This is a genomic window from Helicobacter anseris (assembly GCF_003364335.1).
GTDB classification, from domain to species: domain Bacteria; phylum Campylobacterota; class Campylobacteria; order Campylobacterales; family Helicobacteraceae; genus Helicobacter_H; species Helicobacter_H anseris.
On record NZ_NXLX01000016.1, the window covers coordinates 15282 to 34739 of the forward strand.

The following is a 19458-nucleotide window of genomic DNA, read 5'->3' on the forward strand; positions in this document are numbered from 1 at the left end:
GCTTAAAAAAATGATAAAAATATAAATTATTTTTTAGATTTTTATATCAATATTTCTTGTATTTGTTTAATATCTAAAGCAATTTGCTCTTTTAAGAGATGTAAATTTTCAAACTTTTGGTTTTCTCTGATAAAATCTACAAAAAATAAATCACAAATATCTCCATCTCTCATCTCATGAAACTCTCTCAAAAGATGCACTTCCATACTAAAATTAGAATCTGTGCTTCGTATGCCTACAAAAGTGGCACTAGGGATTTTATCTTTGCTAAATAAAGTAGCATAAACTCCATTTTTTGGAAGAAAATATCCAAGATTCTCAAGATTGATAGTTGGATAAAGAAACTTTTTTCCTATTCCCTGACCCTTAATAACCTTGCCTTTGATTTGATACTCTCTACCCAAAAGCATATTGGCTTGTCTTATCTGAGCATTTTTTAATGCCTCTTTAATATTATGTGTATGCACAGAAATCCCATTGATTTTAAACTCCTTAACAATCTCAACAACACCAAAAAATAATTTTTTAAGATCGCTGGCTTGACATTCCCTACATTTGCCAAAACAAAAATCATATCCTATGACAATTTTTTTTAAATTGATAAATGCTTGTTTTAAGAATTCTACAAATTTCTCACCACTCCAATTTTTTATAGAATCAAGACTGATTAAAAAAACTTTTTTTTGGAGCAATTGTTCTCGCAATTTTAAATCAGAGAGGAATTTTTCATCATTTTGAAAAATGATAAGAACACCACTATTACTACCCAATCTCTTTAGCAACTCTTGATGTGCCAAATGCACCCCATCAAACTTTCCAATAGCAATTTCTTCAATCTCTACATCGTATATGGAAAAAATATTCTTCATTCCCCTCCCTTCCGCTTATTTTTGATTTTTCATACCTTAAAATATCATACCCTGCTTCAATAAGATATTTTTCAAAGTTTTCTAAGGCTTTTGCAACAATCTGCACATCTTGCAATACACCTTTTTTATCCCTCTTTGCACTTTTTCCAACTTCAAATTGAGGTTTAAAAAGCAAAATCATCTCTTTGCTCATCTTCTTTAAGGAATTAAAAATTTTTTCAATGCTAATAAAGCTTACATCACAAGTAAGAAAATCATACTCGCATGATTTTTCAAAATCTCTAATATCGCATTTTTCAAAAACCCTCACACGATTATCTCTGCGCAAAGTAGAATCTAATTGATCGCTGCCCACATCCACACAATGCACTTCTTTAGCACCAAGCATCAATAAAACCTGAGTAAAACCGCCTGTGCTAGACCCTACATCTAAAATAACCTTGCCATCTAGTCTTTCCTCTTTTAAAAATCCAAACAATTTATGTGCAGCACGGCTTACAAATAAATTTTCTTGCATAAGCTCAATATTATCATCTATACCTACATCATAAGAAGTTTTAATAATTTTTTTTTGATTACACAACACACAACCATTTTTAATCAATTCTTGTGCTTTTTGCCTGCTGAGATCAAAATGTTTTGCAATAAATAAATCAATTCTCATTAAAACTGCATAGGAAGGGATTTAAAACCAAAATCAAAACTCATTGCACCCACACCTATTACCTCCATTTTCAAAAGCATCTCTCTTGATTCTAGCTTCCCAACACTTTTAAATGCCACAAGATAGCATTTGCTCCATTTATTATTTGGTTTTAAGATTTTATCAAACTCATCACTTTGAATTTCCCGCACCCAAAGAGGACTTAAGCCATTAAGCTTATAGTCAATATAACCATTTAATTGCCCTTCATCATAAATTTCTACAAAAAAATACTCTCGACCACGATATGCCACTGCATTTACATCATTTAAATGCATGGCTGTTGCAACTAATACAACTTTTTGATCTTTTAAAATCTCGCCTTTTCTGCTTGCTTGAACCTTTTTTTCTGCAACAACATCAAGCGTATAGCTATTGGAAAAAAAACTATTGCATCCACAAAAAACAAACATAAAAAAAAGAATAATAAAACAAATACTTTTTTTCAAAACCCTTACTTCTTTAAGAAATCTTAATTATTTAGTTAAAATAATAACAAAAAAATCCATCAAAAATTGGAGAGAATATGCACTTCATACAAACAGACAATTTGGATATAAAAGCAATTCAAACAATTCTAGATAAGGCAAATTTTTATCAAAAAAACACTCCTCCAAAAACCCTACAAGACAAAATCATTATTACGGCATTTTTTGAAAACTCTACAAGAACTTTAAGTAGCTTTGAAATTGCAGCCAAAAATCTAGGCGCAAAAGTTATTAGATTGGATATTTCCAAAAGCTCCACTTTAAAAGGTGAGACTATGGCAGACACTGCTGCGAACCTCAATGCAATGAATCCACACGCCATCATTATCCGCCATAAAAATGCTGGAGCTGGGGAGCATTTGGCTAGATATGTTGATTGCCCTATTATAAATGGAGGAGATGGGGCTCATGCACATCCCACACAAGCTCTTCTTGATTTACTAACAATTTCAAATCATTTCAAAGGTGATATTAAGGGAAAAAGAGTGGGAATTGTAGGAGATATCAAAAATTCACGCGTTGCTAATAGTAACATAGAGCTTTTATCACGCTTTGGATTAGATATCACTCTCATTGCCCCTCCTCATTTTTTACCAAAAACTCATTTCAAAACTACCCAAGACCTAAAAGGAAGTATCAAGAATCTTGATATTATCATAAGCCTTAGAACACAAACAGAAAGACATAATTATCAAATTTATGGTTCCTTGCAAGATTATGCAAAACAATTTTGCATCACAAAAAATATTTTACAAGATCACAATGTTATTGTTTTGCATCCAGGACCAGTGCATCACAATATTGACTTAGATGATGAAGTTTTAAAAGATCCAAGATGCAAGGTTTTAGAACAAGTTTCAAATGGCGTTTTAATTAGAATGGCTGTTATTGAACATTGTATTTTTAACTAAAATACAACCCTCTTTTTCCTAGTATTTTATATGTGTAAAAAATACACATATAAAATAAAATTTCCATTTTTTATACTTACAAAAGATAACAAAAAGTAAATGAATATGCTAGCATAGAATCTTAGAGACAAGTAAAAATGTCTTAAAAAAATAAAAAATAAGGATGGAATGTGAAAAAGATATACAGCTCTTTTGCATTATTGGCATTACTTGGGACAAGTGCACAAGCTTTTGATTATAAAGTTGGTGGTAGCGTAGAATTTTTCTCTAAAGTAGGCTTCAATCAAAAACAAATTGATGTAGCAAATAGTATCTATCCAACAGATACTTGGGGTTCTATCGTAGGTAGTGCTTATATTGATATGGATTTTCTAACTCAAGAGCAAAAAGATTTAGGCAATAGCCTTACTGGTGGTTTTGGCATTATGGCTGGCGGTCTTGTTTTTGATAACACAAAAGATGCAAGTGGGAATCCTAACTATAAGACGGCTTTCTTTGGTAGTGCAAATGGTGTAGGGAATTCTGTTGTTGCACAAGAGTATATTACAACCAATTTTGTTATTTACAATGCCTATCTTGATTATGTGAAAAAAACTAACGACCATAGAGTTGAGATTAAAGTAGGACGCTACAATAGCAAGGCTCAATTTATGAGTGGCTCTACTCAAGGTTTTGAAATTGATTATCAATACAAAGGGTTAAATCTCTGGTGGTTTAGTTCTTATGGTAGAGGTTTTGGATATTCACAATGGATGTATGATTTCTATGCACCAAAACAACATGGTAATGCGAACTATGGTATTCACGCCTTTAAACCATCTTATACATTTGATTCTGGTTTTTATATCTCACCTTTTGTATATTTCTCACCAGATTTTTATGTAGCTCCGATGCTTGAGCTTGGATTTGATTCTAATCCAAACTTTAATCAAGAAGGTTTCAGATCGCAAACCACTATCTTCTTTATGGCACCATACCATCTAGAAAATGCACAAAATGATTATCGATATCAATTTGTAGCAGGAAAAAATGGACAAACTCTTGCTATCAAGCAAAGATTTGATTACAACAATTTTAACTTTGGTGCAGGATGGTATCAAAACTTTGGTAATGCAAATGCACATATAGGAACCTATGGAAATGCTATGGTAGGACCTTGGGATTTCTGGACAAATACAGTTTATGACTTTGGTGCTCTTAGCAATGCAGTTACTAAAGATGCTAAAACAGGATATATCTTTGTTGGTGCAAGTCATGGTAAATTTAGCTGGGATATCTTAGGCAGAATGACTTTTTCAACTAGAGGTGATGAACAAGCAATTCCACTAAATCTTACATATAACTTTACTCAAAATTGTAAGATATGGCTGAAACTAGAATGGCAAAATGTTACATTACATAAAGGTTATGTCATCAATGATGGAACAAGCATCAATCCAGATGATACTAAATGGCAAAGCTATCAAACAAAAAAATCTGTTAGCTCTGATAGAAGCCATGCGATGATAAATATCTCTTATAGCTTCTAAAAATATTCCTGCTAAAAGCAGGAATATCTCATCCCCCCCCCCCCTTTTTTTTTATTCCTCTTCATCAAAACTATGAAATTCTACCCTAATACCACTCTTTAAAATTGTCGAACTTCTTGTATCTGAAATCAAAATAAATCTTACATCTTTTAAAACATTAAATGCAATATTATTGATATTTGTCTTTTTATTTAAAATATCTACAATGTGCAAGTTCCTATCAAAAAAAACAATTTTTGGTTTCCATTCTGCACTATTGGAGATAATATTCATATTGCCTCCAATATCAGAAATCTGAAGCCAATATTCTCCACTAACTTCTTTTAAATCCAAGCTATCGCCTAATTCTATATTTCTAGCATTTGCAAGTCTTGAATCAAACAATGTAACACTATATCCCCAGGCTTGATCATTTATCTTTTGCACATCATTAAAGATATATCCTCTTTTATTCATCTCTTCTAAAATAATTAAGGGGTCTATCATATACTCACTAGTAAAGCCAAAAATAATACTTGATCTCCCCTCATCATACTCTGCTTTTTTTACCTCAAAATATGAATACCCCATAGAAGCCAAAACACTATTTACAGTCCTTAATAAAAAAATAGGGCTAGTTTGTGAAGAAAAAATAATATTAACTTCTTTAGGATTATTGAATTTTAAATTTAACAATCCATTGCTCTTTAAAGTTTCTAATATTTTTTTATTATCAATAATGCCATCTTGAAAAAAAGCTTGCCGATTAAAAAAAATCTTATCAATAAAATTTTTATTTATTCTATAAGTATCCTCATTTATAAAATTCTTTATTTTATCATCAAGGAAATCACCCCAACAAATCCCAATAAAAAATAAGATAAAAAAACTAATCTTCTTGCACATGCTCTTCTTGCGTTTCTATAGAATCTGTTTTATTATTTTGCAAGTCTTGCTGTGTCTCCTCCTGCATATCATTATTATTTGATACTTCTTGTTGATTATCCTCATCTTGTGTCATAACTGCTTCTTGATTTGCATTTGTATTTGATACAGGTTCCTTTTTTTCTACTCCTAAGAGTTTTAAGTATTCTGTATAACGAATATATTTTAAGAAATTATTTTCTGTAACAAATCTAATAGGATCTCCTCCATCATATTTTTGTAATTTATTTTTGTATTTTAAATCAAATCCCTTATGTCCAAATATAACGACAGATTTCTGCGATGGTATTTTTAGCAAATAAGGATCTCTAATGGTTCGATCTTGCTTTTGCTTCGTCTCTAAATTCAATATTTGAAACCAAAGTTCTCCTTTTGGTATGATTAAAACCTCTCCATCCTTTACTTCAATCTCATTGCTAGCAATAATTTTATCAATATCAATGCTACTATTTTTCTTCTCCTCTATAGAAGTATTTTGATCTGTAGTAGTAATATTGTTGTAAATACCTTGATTTTTTACCCCATCATCAGCTTCAAATGGTTTTTCCACAATGCTATATTCCCCGCTGCTACTATCAGAGAACGTATAAAGCTTTAATAATATAAAAACCACAATCACGCAGCAAACACCAAAAGTAACAACAATAATTTGCTTTAATGCGCTGCTAGAAATACTTTTTTTAAAATTATCATACTTTTGTTTTTGTGTATCTAGCTCCAACTCTCTAATCTTATAAGTATCATTAGTCATTGCTTCTTGATGCTCTAAACGATATGCATCATATTCTTCTAGCCATTGGCTAAGATCTACATCATATTCTCTTTCTAGAATTGGCAAAAAACCTACTATCCACACTCTTTGAATCTTATCAAATCGTTTTTGGAGAATATTATCAATCACACCTATGGAAATTCTTGTTTCTGTGTTAATTTTCTTTATCCCTATTTGTCTAAGCTTTTCTAAAGCATCCATATCTACATCCTATGCATTAAAATACCTGCTGCAACAGCAACATTTAAAGAGTTAAAGCTATTGTGCATTCTAATTGATAATATTGTATCAAGTTTTGACAAGATTTTACCACCCAAACCACTACCCTCACTACCTAAAAATAAAGCATATTTATCAGCTATATTACATTGAGAGATATCCTTACCAGACATATCTGCACCATACAAGAAAAATTTTTCATTTCTTAACTCATTGATAACATCTAAAGGATTTTCAAAAATACAAAAAGGTACTTGCAAAATTGCACCCACACTACTACGCAAAACCCCCTCAATAGAAAAACTCTTAATACCGCTTAATACAATAGCCTCAATCCCCAAGCAATAAGCACTTCTAAAAATACTGCCAATATTACCGGTATCTGTAATTCCACACAATACAAGAATTTTTCTCATTGATTTTATTTCTTTAAAACTACTCTGCTCTAAAGAGGCAATCTTTAAAAAAAATCCTTGATGATTACCTCCTTTTGCCAAACTCTGTGCTTTTTTATTGTCCAACCTAATAATAGGTTTGCTGAGCTTTGAAAATTTAGAAAAAAGCTTTTTGTCTATTTCTTTTGAAAAATAAATCTCTTCAATTAAATGTGGCGCATACTCTAAAATATAACAGACACTTTGCTTACCAAAAACAATCATACTATACTCTTTTTATCAATGTTTCATAGATGCTCTTAACATCCTGATGACTTATTTTTGCTAATAATTTGGCTTTAATTTTTGGAGGTAAATCCATATTTTCTATATCACCAAAGGATAGATTCTTATGCTCGCTTTGTAAAGTAGGGGTTAAAACCAAAACCCACTCGCCTTGTAAATTTTCATCTCTTAAAAGTTTTGTCATTTCACCAGCACATGCCTGAAAATATTTTTGATTTTTTTTAGTCATCTCTTTAATTGCAAAAACCCCACATTGAGAATCTACAAATGCCACATCTTCCAAAGAATCCAAAATCCGATGGGGGCTTTCATAAAAAATAATACTTATTTTTTTATCAACACTCCCTTGAGCAACAAAAAAATCTTGCAAACATTTTCGTCTATCTTGTTGCTTGTGTGGTAAAAATCCCCCAAAAACAAAACCATCATCAATATTTCCACTCATACAATAAGCCAATACACAAGCATTACTACCAGGCAAAATATCATAAGCTATGGCATTTTCTTGTGCATATGACACCAAAGAGGCTCCTGGGTCACTTACACATGGCATACCTGCATCACTTAAAAATACAACATTTTGCATAAAAAAATCCCTTTGATGAGATTTTAAAAATTCTTGATGATTATGAGAATGAAAAGAATAGAATTCCTTTTTTTCAAAAATTTTTGGGAAATTATTAGAAATGATGAGTTTTTTTTGGAGGAGTGTAATAAGCTTTTTAGTTACTCTTGTATCTTCGCACAAAACTACCTGACTATCTGCCAATACCTCAAGCATCCTAAGACTTACATCTCCAAGATTCCCTATAGGTGTTGGCAGTAAGGTAATCACGAATTATTTCATATTATATTTTTGCTTAAATCTTTCAACCCTACCTGTAGCATCAGCAATTTTGTCACTACCTGTATAAAAAGGATGACAAAAGCTTGAAATATCAACTCTTAATTCACTTTTTGTGCTCATAACTTCGATTTCCTTACCACTTGTTACACAAGTTACTTTGCAAGGAACATATTGAGGATGGATACCTTTTTTCATTGCTTTACCTTTTTTAAAAATTAAAAATAATTAAGATTATATAATATTTTTGCTTTATTTTTCTTAAAAACTAGGGAATAAAGCGAATCTTTTGTTTTACTTCTGTATGTGTTTTTGCTATTGGAATATCATAGGTTTCATACATCACCAATGGCTGATAACCTATATAAAAAAATATGTGAGAAATTGGCAATTTACCTCCAAAAAGTCCCCATGTAGTATCAATAGGCTTCCATTCATTATCCACAAAAACAAGATTCCAAGCATGATACTCAAAATCTCTTTTTTTGGGATTAAACCCTACTCCTGTAACAAATACACTTGGAATCCCTAATGATTGCATCAAATCATTATAAAGCTGTGCATAATGCTCACACACTCCATTCTTTACCGATAAAATTTGCTCACTACTCATATGCTTGCTTACAAATTTTTCATTATATTTCATCGTATTTGACACCCATTGCGCCATAGCAATATATGCGGGCTTATCAGGATATTTTTGCAAAATATTCTTTGCAAGATTTTTTAATTTGATATTTTCTTCTTTTGGTAAAAAATCCTTTGGATTTATCTTTTTATAAAACTGATTATCAAGAGTATTTGCAATTTGTGCATTCATTTGAATAATAAAATCTTGCGCCCTAGCATTCCTAAAAATAAAAGAAGTATTATTTTGCTTTTGAAGAACTTGTGCTTTTTTGCCATCTATATCAAAGGTAAGTTTTTTTATTTTTATATCACTATCTTTAAAATATTTTGGAATAAACACATTAAGATTATCAATCTTGCCCGCACTATAAACATAATTTGTTATAGAAATATCCCAACTTGCTTCCTTAATGCTCAACCAAAAATAATCACTAAAACCATTTTTAACCCTACCCTCCCAAACAAACATATCCTTCTTTTGTTGAAATAAAGCATTCTTTGAAATCACTTCCCAATCTTTTGGTATTTCTACTTGTATTTTTGCATCAAAACTACCTGTAAGTTTAGGAATGTAAATATGCTGAACTTGCAAAAATTGCTGATTATTCAAAGTCTTGTATTGTATTTTAATTTCAAGCTTTTCATCCTTTTTGACATCAAAAATACTGAAAAACACGCGATTATTTTTTAAATAAACCTTATAAAACTTATCCTTTACACTAAACAAAATAGGCAATATTTCAAAATCTTCGCTAATAGGATAACTAAAATGAAGTTTCTTTACATCTTCTTTGGTGTTTAATATAAGAGTATTTTGAACTTTTTTTTCCTTTTGTAAAATCACAATCTTAGAATCAAATTTTTCCACACTATAACCAAATATAAGGTTACATAATAACAACACTAATAAGAAAAATCTCATATTCTCATATCCACAAGCTTTCTAATCTCAGGCATACCAGAGGTAAAAAAATCATTCTTTTGCAAACAACATAGGATTTTTTTAGAATCTATAAGCATCACACGATCACAAATAGCCTCCACAACATCCAAATCGTGAGTAACAAAAATATAACTCATCTCATAATATTTCTGCAAAGATAATAAAAGCTCCAAGACAACCTTTTGAGTATTTTTATCTAATGCTGAAGTAGGTTCATCTAAAATTAAAATCTTAGGCTTAACTAACAATGCTCTTGCTATTGCTATTCTTTGATTTTGCCCTCCACTAAGCTCATGAGGATAAGAATCTAAAATACTTTTATGCAAACCTACTTGATCTAAAATTTGCTCAATCTCCAAACTCGTATCACCAAAGACTTTAGCCTCATTTAAAGTTTTTTTGATTTTCCATCTTGGATTAAGAGAGGCAAAAGGATTTTGCAACACTATTTGAATATTTTGATAAAAGTTTTTGTGATTATACTGGTAGGAAAAATCAAGTTCTCCATAAGTTTTTAAAAGCTTCATAATTCCTAAAATCAAGCTAGTTTTTCCACTTCCAGATTCTCCTACAATGCCCAAAATTTCATTTTTAAAAAGCCAAAAATTACAAGGCAATACCAAATCGTATCTTTTATTTTTAAAAAAAGTTTTTTTATCTACATAAACCCCAAAATCTTGTGCTTGCAATACCTTCTCTTCTTTAGGTAATAAAATCTTTCTTGGCAATTTTAATGCTGCTATGAGCTCTTGTGTATATTGGTGTTTTGGATGACTAAAAATATCTTGCACCAACCCCCTCTCTACCATTTTTCCCTTTTGCATTACATAGATTCTTTCTACATAAAGTCGCACAATATTCAAATCATGGCTAATAAAAATAACACTAATTTGATGTTTTTTGCACTCTGAAAATAAAAAATCTAAAATTTGTTTTTGAATATTGCTATCCAAAGCAGTAGTGGGCTCATCACAAATTAAAACTTTTGGATTTTTCAAAATATTTTGTAATATCAAGATTCTTTGACATTGCCCCCCACTAAGCTCATGAGGATAAGAATCTAACAATCTCAAGGGAAGATTTGCAGACAAAAAAGACTGCTCTATTCTTTCTTGAATTTGTTTTTTTGATAAATTGGGAAAACTTAAAAGCAAAGTCTCTATGATTTGCTTTTTAACTTTATGCAAAGGATTTAAAGCATTAAGTGGATTTTGCGGAATATAGCCAAAAAAATCCTTTCGTTTTTGACAAAAAAAAGCCTCATTTTCATATTGAGTATCTTTATCTTCAATCAAATACTTTCCAGAAAAAATTTCACAACCAAGATGTTGATTTAATCCAAGCAAGGTATTTGCAAGCAAACTTTTACCACTCCCAGATTCTCCTACAATTCCAACGCGCTCTCCTTCTTTTAGATTAAAATCAATATCTAATAACCTAAACCCCTCTTGAAAACCTACACTCAATCCCTTAAGCTCAATCATTTCTTTTTAATCCTATAATGATTTTTAGGATTTATAGCATCTCGTATGCCTTCCCCAATAAATACCAATATTGATAGCAATAAAGCTATAGCAAAAAAAGCTATAATGGAGAGATGTGGTGTGCTAAGATTATTCTTACCTTGTTGCAACAATTCTCCCAAAGAAGCACTACCTACAGGCATACCAAAACCCAAAAAATCTAAACTCATCAAGGTTGCAATACTACCTGTTATAATAAATGGAATATAAGTTAGTGTAGCCACCATAGCATTTGGCAAAAGATGCTTAAAAATAATTGTAATATCACTTGCTCCAAGTGTCTTTGCAATCTTAATATAATCCATATTTCTTCCTCGCAAAAATTCTGCCCTCACTACACCAACAATACCCATCCAACTAAAAAGTAATACAATGCCCAAAATCCACCAAAAATTCGGATCTACAAAACTTGAAAGTATCATCATCAAAAACAACAAAGGAATCCCGCTCCAAATCTCAACAACCCTCTGACCCCATAAATCAACTCTCCCTCCATAAAAACCTTGAAAAGCGCCAACACTCACACCAATAATCACACTAAAAAAACAAAGACAAATACCAAACCATAGCGAGATTCTATAAGCATAAATCAATCGCGCTAATACATCTCTAGCTTGATCATCAGTTCCTAGTATATGCTTTAAAGTAGGTTTTGTTGGTGCTGGTTGTGATAAATCCCAAATAATACTATCGTAAGAATAAGGTATCAATGGCCAAACAACAAAAGCTTTTTGCAAACTCTTTTTCATAAAATCACTATGATACCTAGCCTCTGTTTTAAAAAAACCTCCAAAATCTTTTTCTGCATACTTTTTTATAATAGGAAAATAAATTTTAGAATCCTTATAAATCACAAGAGGTTTATCATTAGCAATAAAAGGCGCGAAAGTAGAAATAAAAAATAAAAACAATAAGATACAAAATGAATAATAGGCACGCTTATTACTCTTAAAATTTTTCCAAAAAGATGATAAATAGGAGCCTTTTTTTGCAGTCATTTAGCAAGAAACCTCAAGAAAAAATCCTTGAGGTTTAAAAAAATTAAGCAGGAATAACAGAAACTTTTTTTCTGTCTTTTGTTTTTTGTTGAAATTTAACAACACCATCAATTAAAGCAAAAATAGTGTGGTCTTTTCCCATTCCTACATTTTCACCTAAGTGAATTTTTGTACCTCTTTGGCGAACAATAATATTCCCAGCACGAACAAACTGAGAACCAAACTTCTTAATACCTAACCTTCTACCCGCAGAATCTCTATTATTCTGGGTACTACCCTGACCTTTCTTGTGTGCCATATCTTACTCCTTAACCTACAATCTTTAAAATACGCACTCTTGTAAAGTCGCGTCTAAAACCTCTTTTGGTCTTACTATCTTTTCTTCTTCTTTTTTTGAAAGTAATTACCTTCTTTCCACGACCCTCATTGATAACCTCTGCTTCAATCTTTGCACCAGATACAAAAGGAGTTCCAACTTTGAGATTATCCCTAGAAGAAATTGCTAAAACTTCTTCAAAATTTATCTTTGACTTTGGCTCAAGGCTCATTTTATCAAGAAGAACAATGCTTCCTTCTTGCACCTTGTATTGCTTGCCTCCATTCTTAAATATCGCATACATAGCTTTTTCCTTAATTTTTAACTATAAACTTTGAAACGCATTAAAGCGAAACAAAGTGGTGATTATAACAAAATTTCTTAAAATATTTTAACCAATTCTTGCAATACACTCAATTTCCACTAGTGCATTTTTTGGCAAAGTTTTTACTGCAATAGTACTTCTAGCTGGTTTATGATTCCCAAAAAACTTAGCATAAACTTCATTGAATGCAATAAAATCTTCCATATTTGCAAGAAATACTGTTGTTTTTATAACTTTCTCAAAACTACTTCCAGCCTCTTTTAATACAGCCTCAAGATTTTGCAAAACTTGTGTTGTTTGGGCTACTATATCCCCATTAACAAAATTACCTTCCTTATCAAGTGGTATCTGTCCTGATGTATATAAAATACCATTTAGTTCAATAGCTTGAGAATAAGGTCCTATAGCTTGTGGAGCATTTGATGTGTTGATAATTTTCATCTAAAATCCTTTCTTAATAAAATTTAGTTACAATAACTTCATAGATTGCAATTCTAGCAACTTTTTATATACATCCAAAAATACTTAAAAATAATTTTTATTTGACGATACTCTTGACAAAGGATTTTATCAATAGTTAGGGTTTTATGACATCACAAAAATTTGGAATTATTTTTGCTTGATTATCTTAAAAATTTTAACAATATCTTTAAAATGAGGTTGGTCTAGGTTTATGAGGGTTACTTTTGGCACAAAATATAACCAAATGAATTATCATCAAAACACTCTTCAAAATAAACTCAATAGTGCAAACAATAAAATCGCATCTGGTTTAAAAATCCAGCAAGGATATGAAGATAGTAGTGTTTTTAATCAAGACTTAAAACTTGATTATGAAATAAATACTCTCAATCAAACCATCGATGTTGCAAAAACCGCAGAAACAAAAACACTTAATACCGATAAGGCATTGAGCGAATTATCACAAACACTCACTCAATTCAAGGCAAAATTACTGCAAGCTGCAAATGACACACAATCTGAAACTTCTAGAAAAGCTATAGCTTCTGACCTAAAAAGCATGAAGCAACACATTGTCAATCTTGCCAATACTTCTATTGGAGGAGAATATATTTTTGCAGGTAGCAAGGTTGATAAAACACCTTTTGATTCCTATGGAAATTATTATGGAAATAATGAAACCCTATCTGCACTCATAAGCTCTAATAACCTAGTGCCCTACAACATAACTGGAGAGCAATTATTCTTAAGCAGAGATACAGATAAAACAAGACTTATTACTACCAATATCAAACTACTCAATCAAAGCAAACTGCATCCAAATATTATGGAAGCACCAAATAATAATATCCCTTCTCAAGAAGTCTTTATAACTCTTGAAGATACCATTAGAGATCTTGTTGGGGATAATGATGATAATACCAGCAATGATGGAAAAGAATATTTTTATATTCGAGGAATTGGTGTAGATGGAGTAGCCTTTAAATCTAAATTTGCCTTTGACAGAGGATATGAAAATAGAGAAAATGCCACAACAATGAAAGACTTGCTGCAAAAAATTGGTCAAGAATTTGGAAATACATCTCAAAATAAAGTTGTAGATGTTTCTTTAAATGCGTGGGGACAAATAGAGATAAAAGATTTAAGACCAGGAAGCTCTTCTATCCAATTTCATATGATTTCAAGCGACAAAGATGTAGATGATATTAGTGAGCTTTATGAAAATGGTGCAAGAATCACAAACTATGTGCAAAGTCCTTTTATGACAGATTACACACTTGATAAAATTCAATCAACAAAAGATTATTACAATCATGCACAACTCACTTTCAATACCACCTTCATAACCAATAAAAACACTTTAGCAGATAGAAATACAATGCTTGATCAAATTGTATCTCCTGACACAGATTTCCTTGTGCTAAAAAATACCTTTGGAGATGATGAGAAAGGAATGCTAAAAGTCAATGTAAAAGATACAAGCATGAGAGATTTTGTTAAAAAAATACAAGAGTTTTATGGACCAAACCTCAATGCAGAATTCACAAATGGGAAGCTTATTTTGCTAGATAAGAATGCACAAAAAGAAAATAAAAATACCGAACTTTCCTTTGAATTGCAAACTCTAGGGGCAGATGGACAAAAAACTAATGGTCTTGCGACAGACTTCAAAACTCAATATGACCAAACTTACTTTACCAATAAAGGCTCAAAGCTTATGGGCAATATTTCCCAAAGTCTCTCCAATGGAATGGCATTTGCCATAGCAGAAACAAAATTATCAGAGGTTTCTGGTAATAATATGGAAAATCAAAGCTTTATATTAAAACTACAAGATCATAATGGAGTGAGCATAAATGCCAAAATCACTCTTGATTCAAAAGGTGCATATCTACAACTACCAAATAAAGATGCAAAAAAAGAAGATTATATTATTCCTCTTTATAAACCAGATAAAGAATCTTTACAAGCCATTGAAACAAAATCAAATGAAGTCACCTATCGACAGCTAATGGATGCTATCACCATTGCTCTAAATTATAGCAATCAAGGTGCAAAAGAATTAGAACAAGCCTCACAACCTATCAGCCAAGAAGGTAAAGAAGCCTATGAAAATCTTTTAGATAAATCCAATGCAAAAATAGATGTCAATCTAGACACACAAGGAAGAATGATTATTCAAGATAAAGTTACTTCAAATACAAAAATGAAATTTATGTTTAGCAATGAAGATAGTGATGATTTTTCTTATGAGGGTATCAAAAACTCTAAAAAATCTCTTGTCTTAAATGCAAATGATGCAATCACTATAGACCAACCTCAAGTGAGCTTTTTTGAACAACTTGATAGTATTATTGATGCAGTAGATAGAGGAATCTATCGCCCTGGAAACTTTAATACCTATAATAGTGATATGCGCAATATTGGTATCCAAAATGGAATCACTGCCTTTGACCACCTAAGTGATCATATAGAAAAGATAATTGCACTCAATGGTTCTCATGGAAAAACTTTTGAAAATATCATCAGACGCAACGAGATATTAAAAACGCAAATTGAAAGTATGAAAGCAGAAAATATAGGAATTGATGTCGCTGAAACTTATAATAAATTTTCAAATCTAAACAACAACTACAATGCTGTTTTAAACTCAACCAGCAAAATTAATCAGATGTCTTTGGTAAATTACCTTTAAATAACTCACCAATAATTATATTCCACCATCATAGCACTTTTGCTTTTATCATGGTGCACGCTAAAATCTTTTTTTAATTCTCTAAAAATTTCACCCCAAGTTTTTTTCCCATAAGTTCTAGCACTCTGAGAATAATTCTTTTTAATCCAAATGCCAATATCTGCAACCAAAGATAATCCAGTTTGATTTGATGTTTCATCAATAGCTTTTTTTAGCATTCTAATAAGCTCTTTATTATTCTCTAGATTCTCAATATTATCTTTAGTATCCTGTTTTCTTAATATCTCAAAACTTGTAAAAGCACTTTTATATTCTTGTCTTGATTTTATTTCACCAAAACCAATTGCTTGCATACCCCTTGATCGTATTTCTTGCGCAAGCGGAGCAAAATCACTATCACTACTAGCAATTGCTATACAATCCACAATACCATCATACAAACAATTCATCACATCAATAACCAATTGTATATCTGAAGAATTCTTTCCTTCCCCCTTATTTTTTCTATAATGATTACCTGTAATAATATGCACGGGCTGAATAGAATATCTAATCAATTCTTTATCCCAAGATTTTAAAGCACTATTTCTCCAATCCCCATATGCTTTTTTGATACAAATATCACCTATATCAAGCAAACTTTCAAAAATATTATCAATCCAGTTATATGCGATATTTTCACAATCTATAAATAATGCAATCTTCTTCTCTTTATCCAATTGTTTCATCTACTCTCCTAATTTTACATTTGCTTGTAATGTCAAAAATAAACCATTTTGTGCTTCAAATAACAAATCCATAATTTCACTAAAAACCACATCTTGAGATAAGAATCTATCATCTTTTTGCTCTTTAAAATAAAAAGAATTGCCTTGCAATGCTCTATTTAACATCTCATATCGTGTTTTTATAATATTTAAATCATTCAAATAAAGCTCTTTTTGATCCTGAAGTAATTTTGCATCCATTTCCATCAAAAAATAATGCATCTTAAGCGTATTTTGATTTAAAAAATCAAGATACTTCAAACTATTCCTTGCGGATTTTAAATCACTTAAAATATTTTTTTCTTTTTTTGCCTCTTCCAAAGCTAGTGCTAAAGCATTGTAACAAGCAAAAAATTGTTTTTGTTCTTTTTGAAATTTTTGATGATATTTACGCAAATCCATAATTTCTTGCATTGTATAATCATAAAATACATAAAGACTTTCAAGGCTTTTTTTGATATTGGGCAAAATATCATTACCACCATACTTTGGCCAAAAAAATACAAAAGCACCAAACACAATCCCAGCACCAATTAAAATATCAAAGAATCTGTCCGCAACCAAATCATAATTTATCCCATAAGCAGTAAAAAACATCATAATAAAAGCCATCATCATAAAACTAGCCCAAAGTCCATAGGGATAAACTCTAAGATAAATAAATAAAAAAATTATAATGACAAAAATCACATAAAAAAAGAAAGTTCCTTGTGTGAGCAATACAAGCACAATACCAGCAATCAATCCACAAGTAACACCAATAAAATATTCCTTACTTATATGCTTAATACCTCCGAGATTTGGCCTAATAATAGCAACGCAAGCCATCGCTATCCAAGCTCCATGCTCAAGATGAAAAATCTCTGCAATAAGAATCGAAAACCCCAATACAAAACCATATTTGATTCCATATCTAAAAAAATTATTATTCCAACGCATCGATTTAAAAATAATGCTAAAAACTTTTTTCTTTTTCACCTCAATAAAATAGTCTTTCTCCTCCCCACCTCTACGAAAATTATCTATTTTATTGTAAATAATACGCACGATGTTTAAAAAAGATTTATCAAAATCTTCAGATGCTTCAATTTGCTTTAAGGCTTTTGTTTTTAAACGAGGAGTATGTCCTTCAAACATCTTGGCAATTTCTCTTATATTGTGAAGCAATTCCCTTTTAATAGGCGTAAAAGCTTGTTGAGTTATCATTTTATCATTATGAATTGCATTGATACACTGATAAATCTCTTCGATACGATAAAGATAAAATAAAGTCCTTTTGGTATTTTTCATAATATTAGAATCTTTAATATTTCCAGCCTTGGAACTCAAAATTTTCTTTATATTTTCTATCTGCATTAGTGTTTGATTTCTAATTGCAATAAAATTTTTATCCTTATGAAGATTTTTAATCATCAACTCCAAATCAAATAAAATACTAGGAAAATATTTTCGTATAAATTTTCCATATTTTTTAAACGATGTAAAAAATAAGATCGCTAAACCTATGATTCCACCTAAAAGCAGAGTTAAAATCTCATCATAAAGGGATACTTTTATTGCTGATTTTGCGTAAATACAGGCAATTAAACCATTTAAAATACCCATATTAAAAACTTTTTGCAAATCCAAATCATAGCTACCTACTATACCAGCACAAAATCCCACAAAAACTAGTGGTAACAAAATCCATAAACCATAAGGAGTAAGTAGTGTTAAAACGATACACAAAAAAATAGACAAAGCAATAAAAAATATAAAATAAGCCATACTTTCTTTTTGTTCAACTAAAACAACACTTAAAAAATACAAATATATAGGCATTAAAAAAGCCCATATTGCAATATTTGGTCCAAAAAAATAGATGCTAATACACAGGCTTAAAAATGAAGCTAAAAGAGTTTTTAAAGAATAAAAAAGTCCTAGATATCCAGGGTCATAGAGATTGATAAAAGCAAGAATTTTTTCTTTTATATTGTTTAAATACATCAAGCTTGTTTGCATTCTATACTAGAGCTTCTATAAAAGGGGTCAGCCTTATATCCACAACCATATATATTTGTCAGCAAATATGTTAAAATTACCAAATGAAAGATTCTAAACACATCATCTCCACAATTACTAAAAATTTTGGTTTAAAAAAGCTAAGTCAATCCCATGAGCTTGAGAAAATTAAGGTATTCCTACCCAAAAATTTCAAAGAAAATTTATTATTTATTAGTATCAAGAATCAACAAATTCTCTTTGCATTTAAAAATCCTATAATCTGCAACGAATTTAATAAGTATCTTATCAAAAATATCTCAGATTCTATTCAAGAATATCAAGATTTTTTTCCCTCCTTGCCTAAGCAATTTAATATTAAAGGATATGTTCCTCTAAATTTACTCAAAGAATTCAAAGCCCCTACACAAATAACATTGCAAATCTATCAAGAAACAGCATTGGGAAATTTTCAAAATCATTGCAAAGACAAAAAACTCCATGAAGGCTTTGAAAAAATAAGAAACAAAATTATTCAATTGCAATCAATCAAAAACTAACCCCTCCTTCATTCTCTTTCCCTCTCCAACCACCACTTAAACTAAGGAGTTTTGTCATAAAACTTTAAGATTTGATTTTAAGATTAAAGAGTTTTATTATTTCTCTTTAACCTTTAAGCTTAAAGTATTACTTTAATTTCTTTTTGTTTTAGTTTGTTTAAAACAAAAAATTGCGAGCGAAAAATAAAAAATATAAAAATGTTTAAGTGGTGGCAGGAGAAGGAAAAATCTTTTTTTGTTTTCTTCTTCTGCTTAGTTTTAATTAAAAATACTTTTTAATACTTTTAATTTCTTTTTTAATTATTATTCTTCATACTTCT

General features: G+C 30.6%; 20 protein-coding genes. 4 read left to right on the top strand and 16 right to left on the bottom strand.

Translation table 11 applies throughout. From position 1 onward, the window contains the following. Window positions 1-41: 41 nt before the first annotated feature. From CQA57_RS06285 to CQA57_RS06295, 3 genes are read right to left on the bottom strand one after another with little or no spacing between them, the layout of a single operon-like run. The gene (locus CQA57_RS06285; RefSeq protein ID WP_170126839.1) at window positions 42-869 is read right to left on the bottom strand and encodes a bifunctional riboflavin kinase/FAD synthetase; all 828 of its coding nucleotides are present in this window, start codon (window positions 867-869) and stop codon (window positions 42-44) included. Beyond that, window positions 832-1533 (bottom strand): 23S rRNA (cytidine-2'-O)-methyltransferase TlyA, encoded by a 702-nt coding sequence (gene tlyA / locus CQA57_RS06290; protein WP_115579384.1) that lies wholly within the window; start codon window positions 1531-1533, stop codon window positions 832-834. Before tlyA ends, CQA57_RS06285 begins: the two co-directional genes overlap by 38 nt. Then, entirely contained in the window at window positions 1533-2021 is a 489-nt protein-coding gene (locus CQA57_RS06295; RefSeq protein ID WP_115579385.1) for a hypothetical protein, read from the bottom strand. The genes tlyA and CQA57_RS06295 overlap by 1 nt, the downstream gene beginning before the upstream one ends. 77 nt (window positions 2022-2098) lie before the next feature. On the opposite strand from CQA57_RS06295, the gene CQA57_RS06300 reads away from it, so the two are divergent. Beyond that, window positions 2099-2971, top strand: coding sequence for an aspartate carbamoyltransferase catalytic subunit (locus tag CQA57_RS06300; RefSeq protein WP_115579386.1), 873 nt, complete (start codon window positions 2099-2101; stop codon window positions 2969-2971). A gap of 170 nt (window positions 2972-3141) precedes the next feature. Next, a complete protein-coding gene (locus CQA57_RS06305) occupies window positions 3142-4500 on the top strand; it encodes an outer membrane family protein (RefSeq protein WP_115579387.1) in 1359 nt (452 codons plus the stop codon). Between the two features lie 51 nt (window positions 4501-4551). Here CQA57_RS06305 and CQA57_RS06310 read toward each other — a convergent pair whose 3' ends face one another. The 11 genes from CQA57_RS06310 to CQA57_RS06360 all read right to left on the bottom strand — a co-directional run bounded on the left by CQA57_RS06310 (window position 4552) and on the right by CQA57_RS06360 (window position 13115). Next, window positions 4552-5385, bottom strand: coding sequence for a hypothetical protein (locus CQA57_RS06310; protein WP_115579388.1), 834 nt, complete (start codon window positions 5383-5385; stop codon window positions 4552-4554). Next, entirely contained in the window at window positions 5369-6397 is a 1029-nt protein-coding gene (locus tag CQA57_RS06315) for a hypothetical protein (RefSeq protein WP_115579389.1), read from the bottom strand. The genes CQA57_RS06310 and CQA57_RS06315 overlap by 17 nt, the downstream gene beginning before the upstream one ends. Window positions 6398-6399: 2 nt before the next feature. Next, a complete protein-coding gene (gene rlmB, locus CQA57_RS06320) occupies window positions 6400-7074 on the bottom strand; it encodes a 23S rRNA (guanosine(2251)-2'-O)-methyltransferase RlmB (RefSeq protein ID WP_115579390.1) in 675 nt (224 codons plus the stop codon). A gap of 1 nt (window position 7075) precedes the next feature. Then, on the bottom strand, window positions 7076-7930 hold the full coding sequence (gene rsmI, locus CQA57_RS06325) for a 16S rRNA (cytidine(1402)-2'-O)-methyltransferase (RefSeq protein ID WP_115579391.1): 855 nt from the start codon (window positions 7928-7930) through the stop codon (window positions 7076-7078). A gap of 3 nt (window positions 7931-7933) precedes the next feature. Beyond that, window positions 7934-8137 carry a 50S ribosomal protein L31 gene (rpmE, locus tag CQA57_RS06330; RefSeq protein WP_115579392.1) on the bottom strand — a complete coding sequence of 68 codons (204 nt, stop codon included), beginning with the start codon at window positions 8135-8137 and terminating at the stop codon, window positions 7934-7936. A gap of 70 nt (window positions 8138-8207) precedes the next feature. Then, entirely contained in the window at window positions 8208-9437 is a 1230-nt protein-coding gene (locus CQA57_RS06335; RefSeq protein WP_170126840.1) for a transglutaminase-like domain-containing protein, read from the bottom strand. Window positions 9438-9487: 50 nt separating this feature from the next. Then, window positions 9488-10996, bottom strand: coding sequence for an ATP-binding cassette domain-containing protein (locus CQA57_RS06340; protein ID WP_115579394.1), 1509 nt, complete (start codon window positions 10994-10996; stop codon window positions 9488-9490). Then, on the bottom strand, window positions 10993-12033 hold the full coding sequence (locus CQA57_RS06345) for an ABC transporter permease (protein WP_115579395.1): 1041 nt from the start codon (window positions 12031-12033) through the stop codon (window positions 10993-10995). Before CQA57_RS06345 ends, CQA57_RS06340 begins: the two co-directional genes overlap by 4 nt. Before the next feature lie 43 nt (window positions 12034-12076). Further along, window positions 12077-12331 carry a 50S ribosomal protein L27 gene (rpmA, locus tag CQA57_RS06350; RefSeq protein ID WP_115579396.1) on the bottom strand — a complete coding sequence of 85 codons (255 nt, stop codon included), beginning with the start codon at window positions 12329-12331 and terminating at the stop codon, window positions 12077-12079. 10 nt (window positions 12332-12341) lie between these two features. Next, window positions 12342-12653: a 50S ribosomal protein L21 gene (gene rplU, locus CQA57_RS06355; RefSeq protein WP_115579397.1), complete on the bottom strand. Its 312-nt coding sequence runs from the start codon at window positions 12651-12653 to the stop codon at window positions 12342-12344. A gap of 87 nt (window positions 12654-12740) precedes the next feature. Further along, window positions 12741-13115 (bottom strand): RidA family protein, encoded by a 375-nt coding sequence (locus CQA57_RS06360; RefSeq protein ID WP_115579398.1) that lies wholly within the window; start codon window positions 13113-13115, stop codon window positions 12741-12743. Window positions 13116-13347: 232 nt separating this feature from the next. Here CQA57_RS06360 and flgL point away from each other — a divergent pair, with 232 nt between their 5' ends. Then, window positions 13348-15831 (top strand): flagellar hook-associated protein FlgL, encoded by a 2484-nt coding sequence (gene flgL, locus CQA57_RS06365; RefSeq protein ID WP_115579399.1) that lies wholly within the window; start codon window positions 13348-13350, stop codon window positions 15829-15831. A 5-nt stretch (window positions 15832-15836) separates the two neighbouring features. Here the strand turns inward: flgL and CQA57_RS06370 are convergent, their stop codons facing one another. Both CQA57_RS06370 and CQA57_RS06375 read right to left on the bottom strand, forming a co-directional pair. Then, window positions 15837-16559 (bottom strand): NYN domain-containing protein, encoded by a 723-nt coding sequence (locus CQA57_RS06370; RefSeq protein ID WP_115579400.1) that lies wholly within the window; start codon window positions 16557-16559, stop codon window positions 15837-15839. Further along, window positions 16560-18584, bottom strand: coding sequence for an FUSC family protein (locus CQA57_RS06375; protein WP_170126841.1), 2025 nt, complete (start codon window positions 18582-18584; stop codon window positions 16560-16562). It abuts the gene before it with no gap. 98 nt (window positions 18585-18682) lie between these two features. Between CQA57_RS06375 and CQA57_RS06380 the strand changes: the two genes are divergently transcribed. Next, entirely contained in the window at window positions 18683-19138 is a 456-nt protein-coding gene (locus tag CQA57_RS06380; RefSeq protein WP_115579402.1) for a hypothetical protein, read from the top strand. Window positions 19139-19458 lie beyond the last annotated feature (320 nt).

Excerpts from the sequence above, each read along its gene's own strand:
- CQA57_RS06375 (WP_170126841.1), bottom strand. The coding sequence starts at position 18,584 with ATGTATTTAAACAATATAAAAGAAAAAATTCTTGCTTTTATCAATCTC.
- CQA57_RS06360 (WP_115579398.1), bottom strand. The coding sequence starts at position 13,115 with ATGAAAATTATCAACACATCAAATGCTCCACAAGCTATAGGACCTTAT.
- CQA57_RS06315 (WP_115579389.1), bottom strand. The coding sequence starts at position 6,397 with ATGGATGCTTTAGAAAAGCTTAGACAAATAGGGATAAAGAAAATTAAC.
- rplU (WP_115579397.1), bottom strand. The coding sequence starts at position 12,653 with ATGTATGCGATATTTAAGAATGGAGGCAAGCAATACAAGGTGCAAGAA.
- CQA57_RS06370 (WP_115579400.1), bottom strand. The coding sequence starts at position 16,559 with ATGAAACAATTGGATAAAGAGAAGAAGATTGCATTATTTATAGATTGT.
- flgL (WP_115579399.1), top strand. The coding sequence starts at position 13,348 with ATGAGGGTTACTTTTGGCACAAAATATAACCAAATGAATTATCATCAA.
- tlyA (WP_115579384.1), bottom strand. The coding sequence starts at position 1,533 with ATGAGAATTGATTTATTTATTGCAAAACATTTTGATCTCAGCAGGCAA.
- rpmE (WP_115579392.1), bottom strand. The coding sequence starts at position 8,137 with ATGAAAAAAGGTATCCATCCTCAATATGTTCCTTGCAAAGTAACTTGT.
- CQA57_RS06310 (WP_115579388.1), bottom strand. The coding sequence starts at position 5,385 with ATGTGCAAGAAGATTAGTTTTTTTATCTTATTTTTTATTGGGATTTGT.
- rlmB (WP_115579390.1), bottom strand. The coding sequence starts at position 7,074 with ATGATTGTTTTTGGTAAGCAAAGTGTCTGTTATATTTTAGAGTATGCG.
- CQA57_RS06285 (WP_170126839.1), bottom strand. The coding sequence starts at position 869 with ATGAAGAATATTTTTTCCATATACGATGTAGAGATTGAAGAAATTGCT.
- rpmA (WP_115579396.1), bottom strand. The coding sequence starts at position 12,331 with ATGGCACACAAGAAAGGTCAGGGTAGTACCCAGAATAATAGAGATTCT.
- CQA57_RS06380 (WP_115579402.1), top strand. The coding sequence starts at position 18,683 with ATGAAAGATTCTAAACACATCATCTCCACAATTACTAAAAATTTTGGT.
- CQA57_RS06340 (WP_115579394.1), bottom strand. The coding sequence starts at position 10,996 with ATGATTGAGCTTAAGGGATTGAGTGTAGGTTTTCAAGAGGGGTTTAGG.
- CQA57_RS06345 (WP_115579395.1), bottom strand. The coding sequence starts at position 12,033 with ATGACTGCAAAAAAAGGCTCCTATTTATCATCTTTTTGGAAAAATTTT.
- CQA57_RS06300 (WP_115579386.1), top strand. The coding sequence starts at position 2,099 with ATGCACTTCATACAAACAGACAATTTGGATATAAAAGCAATTCAAACA.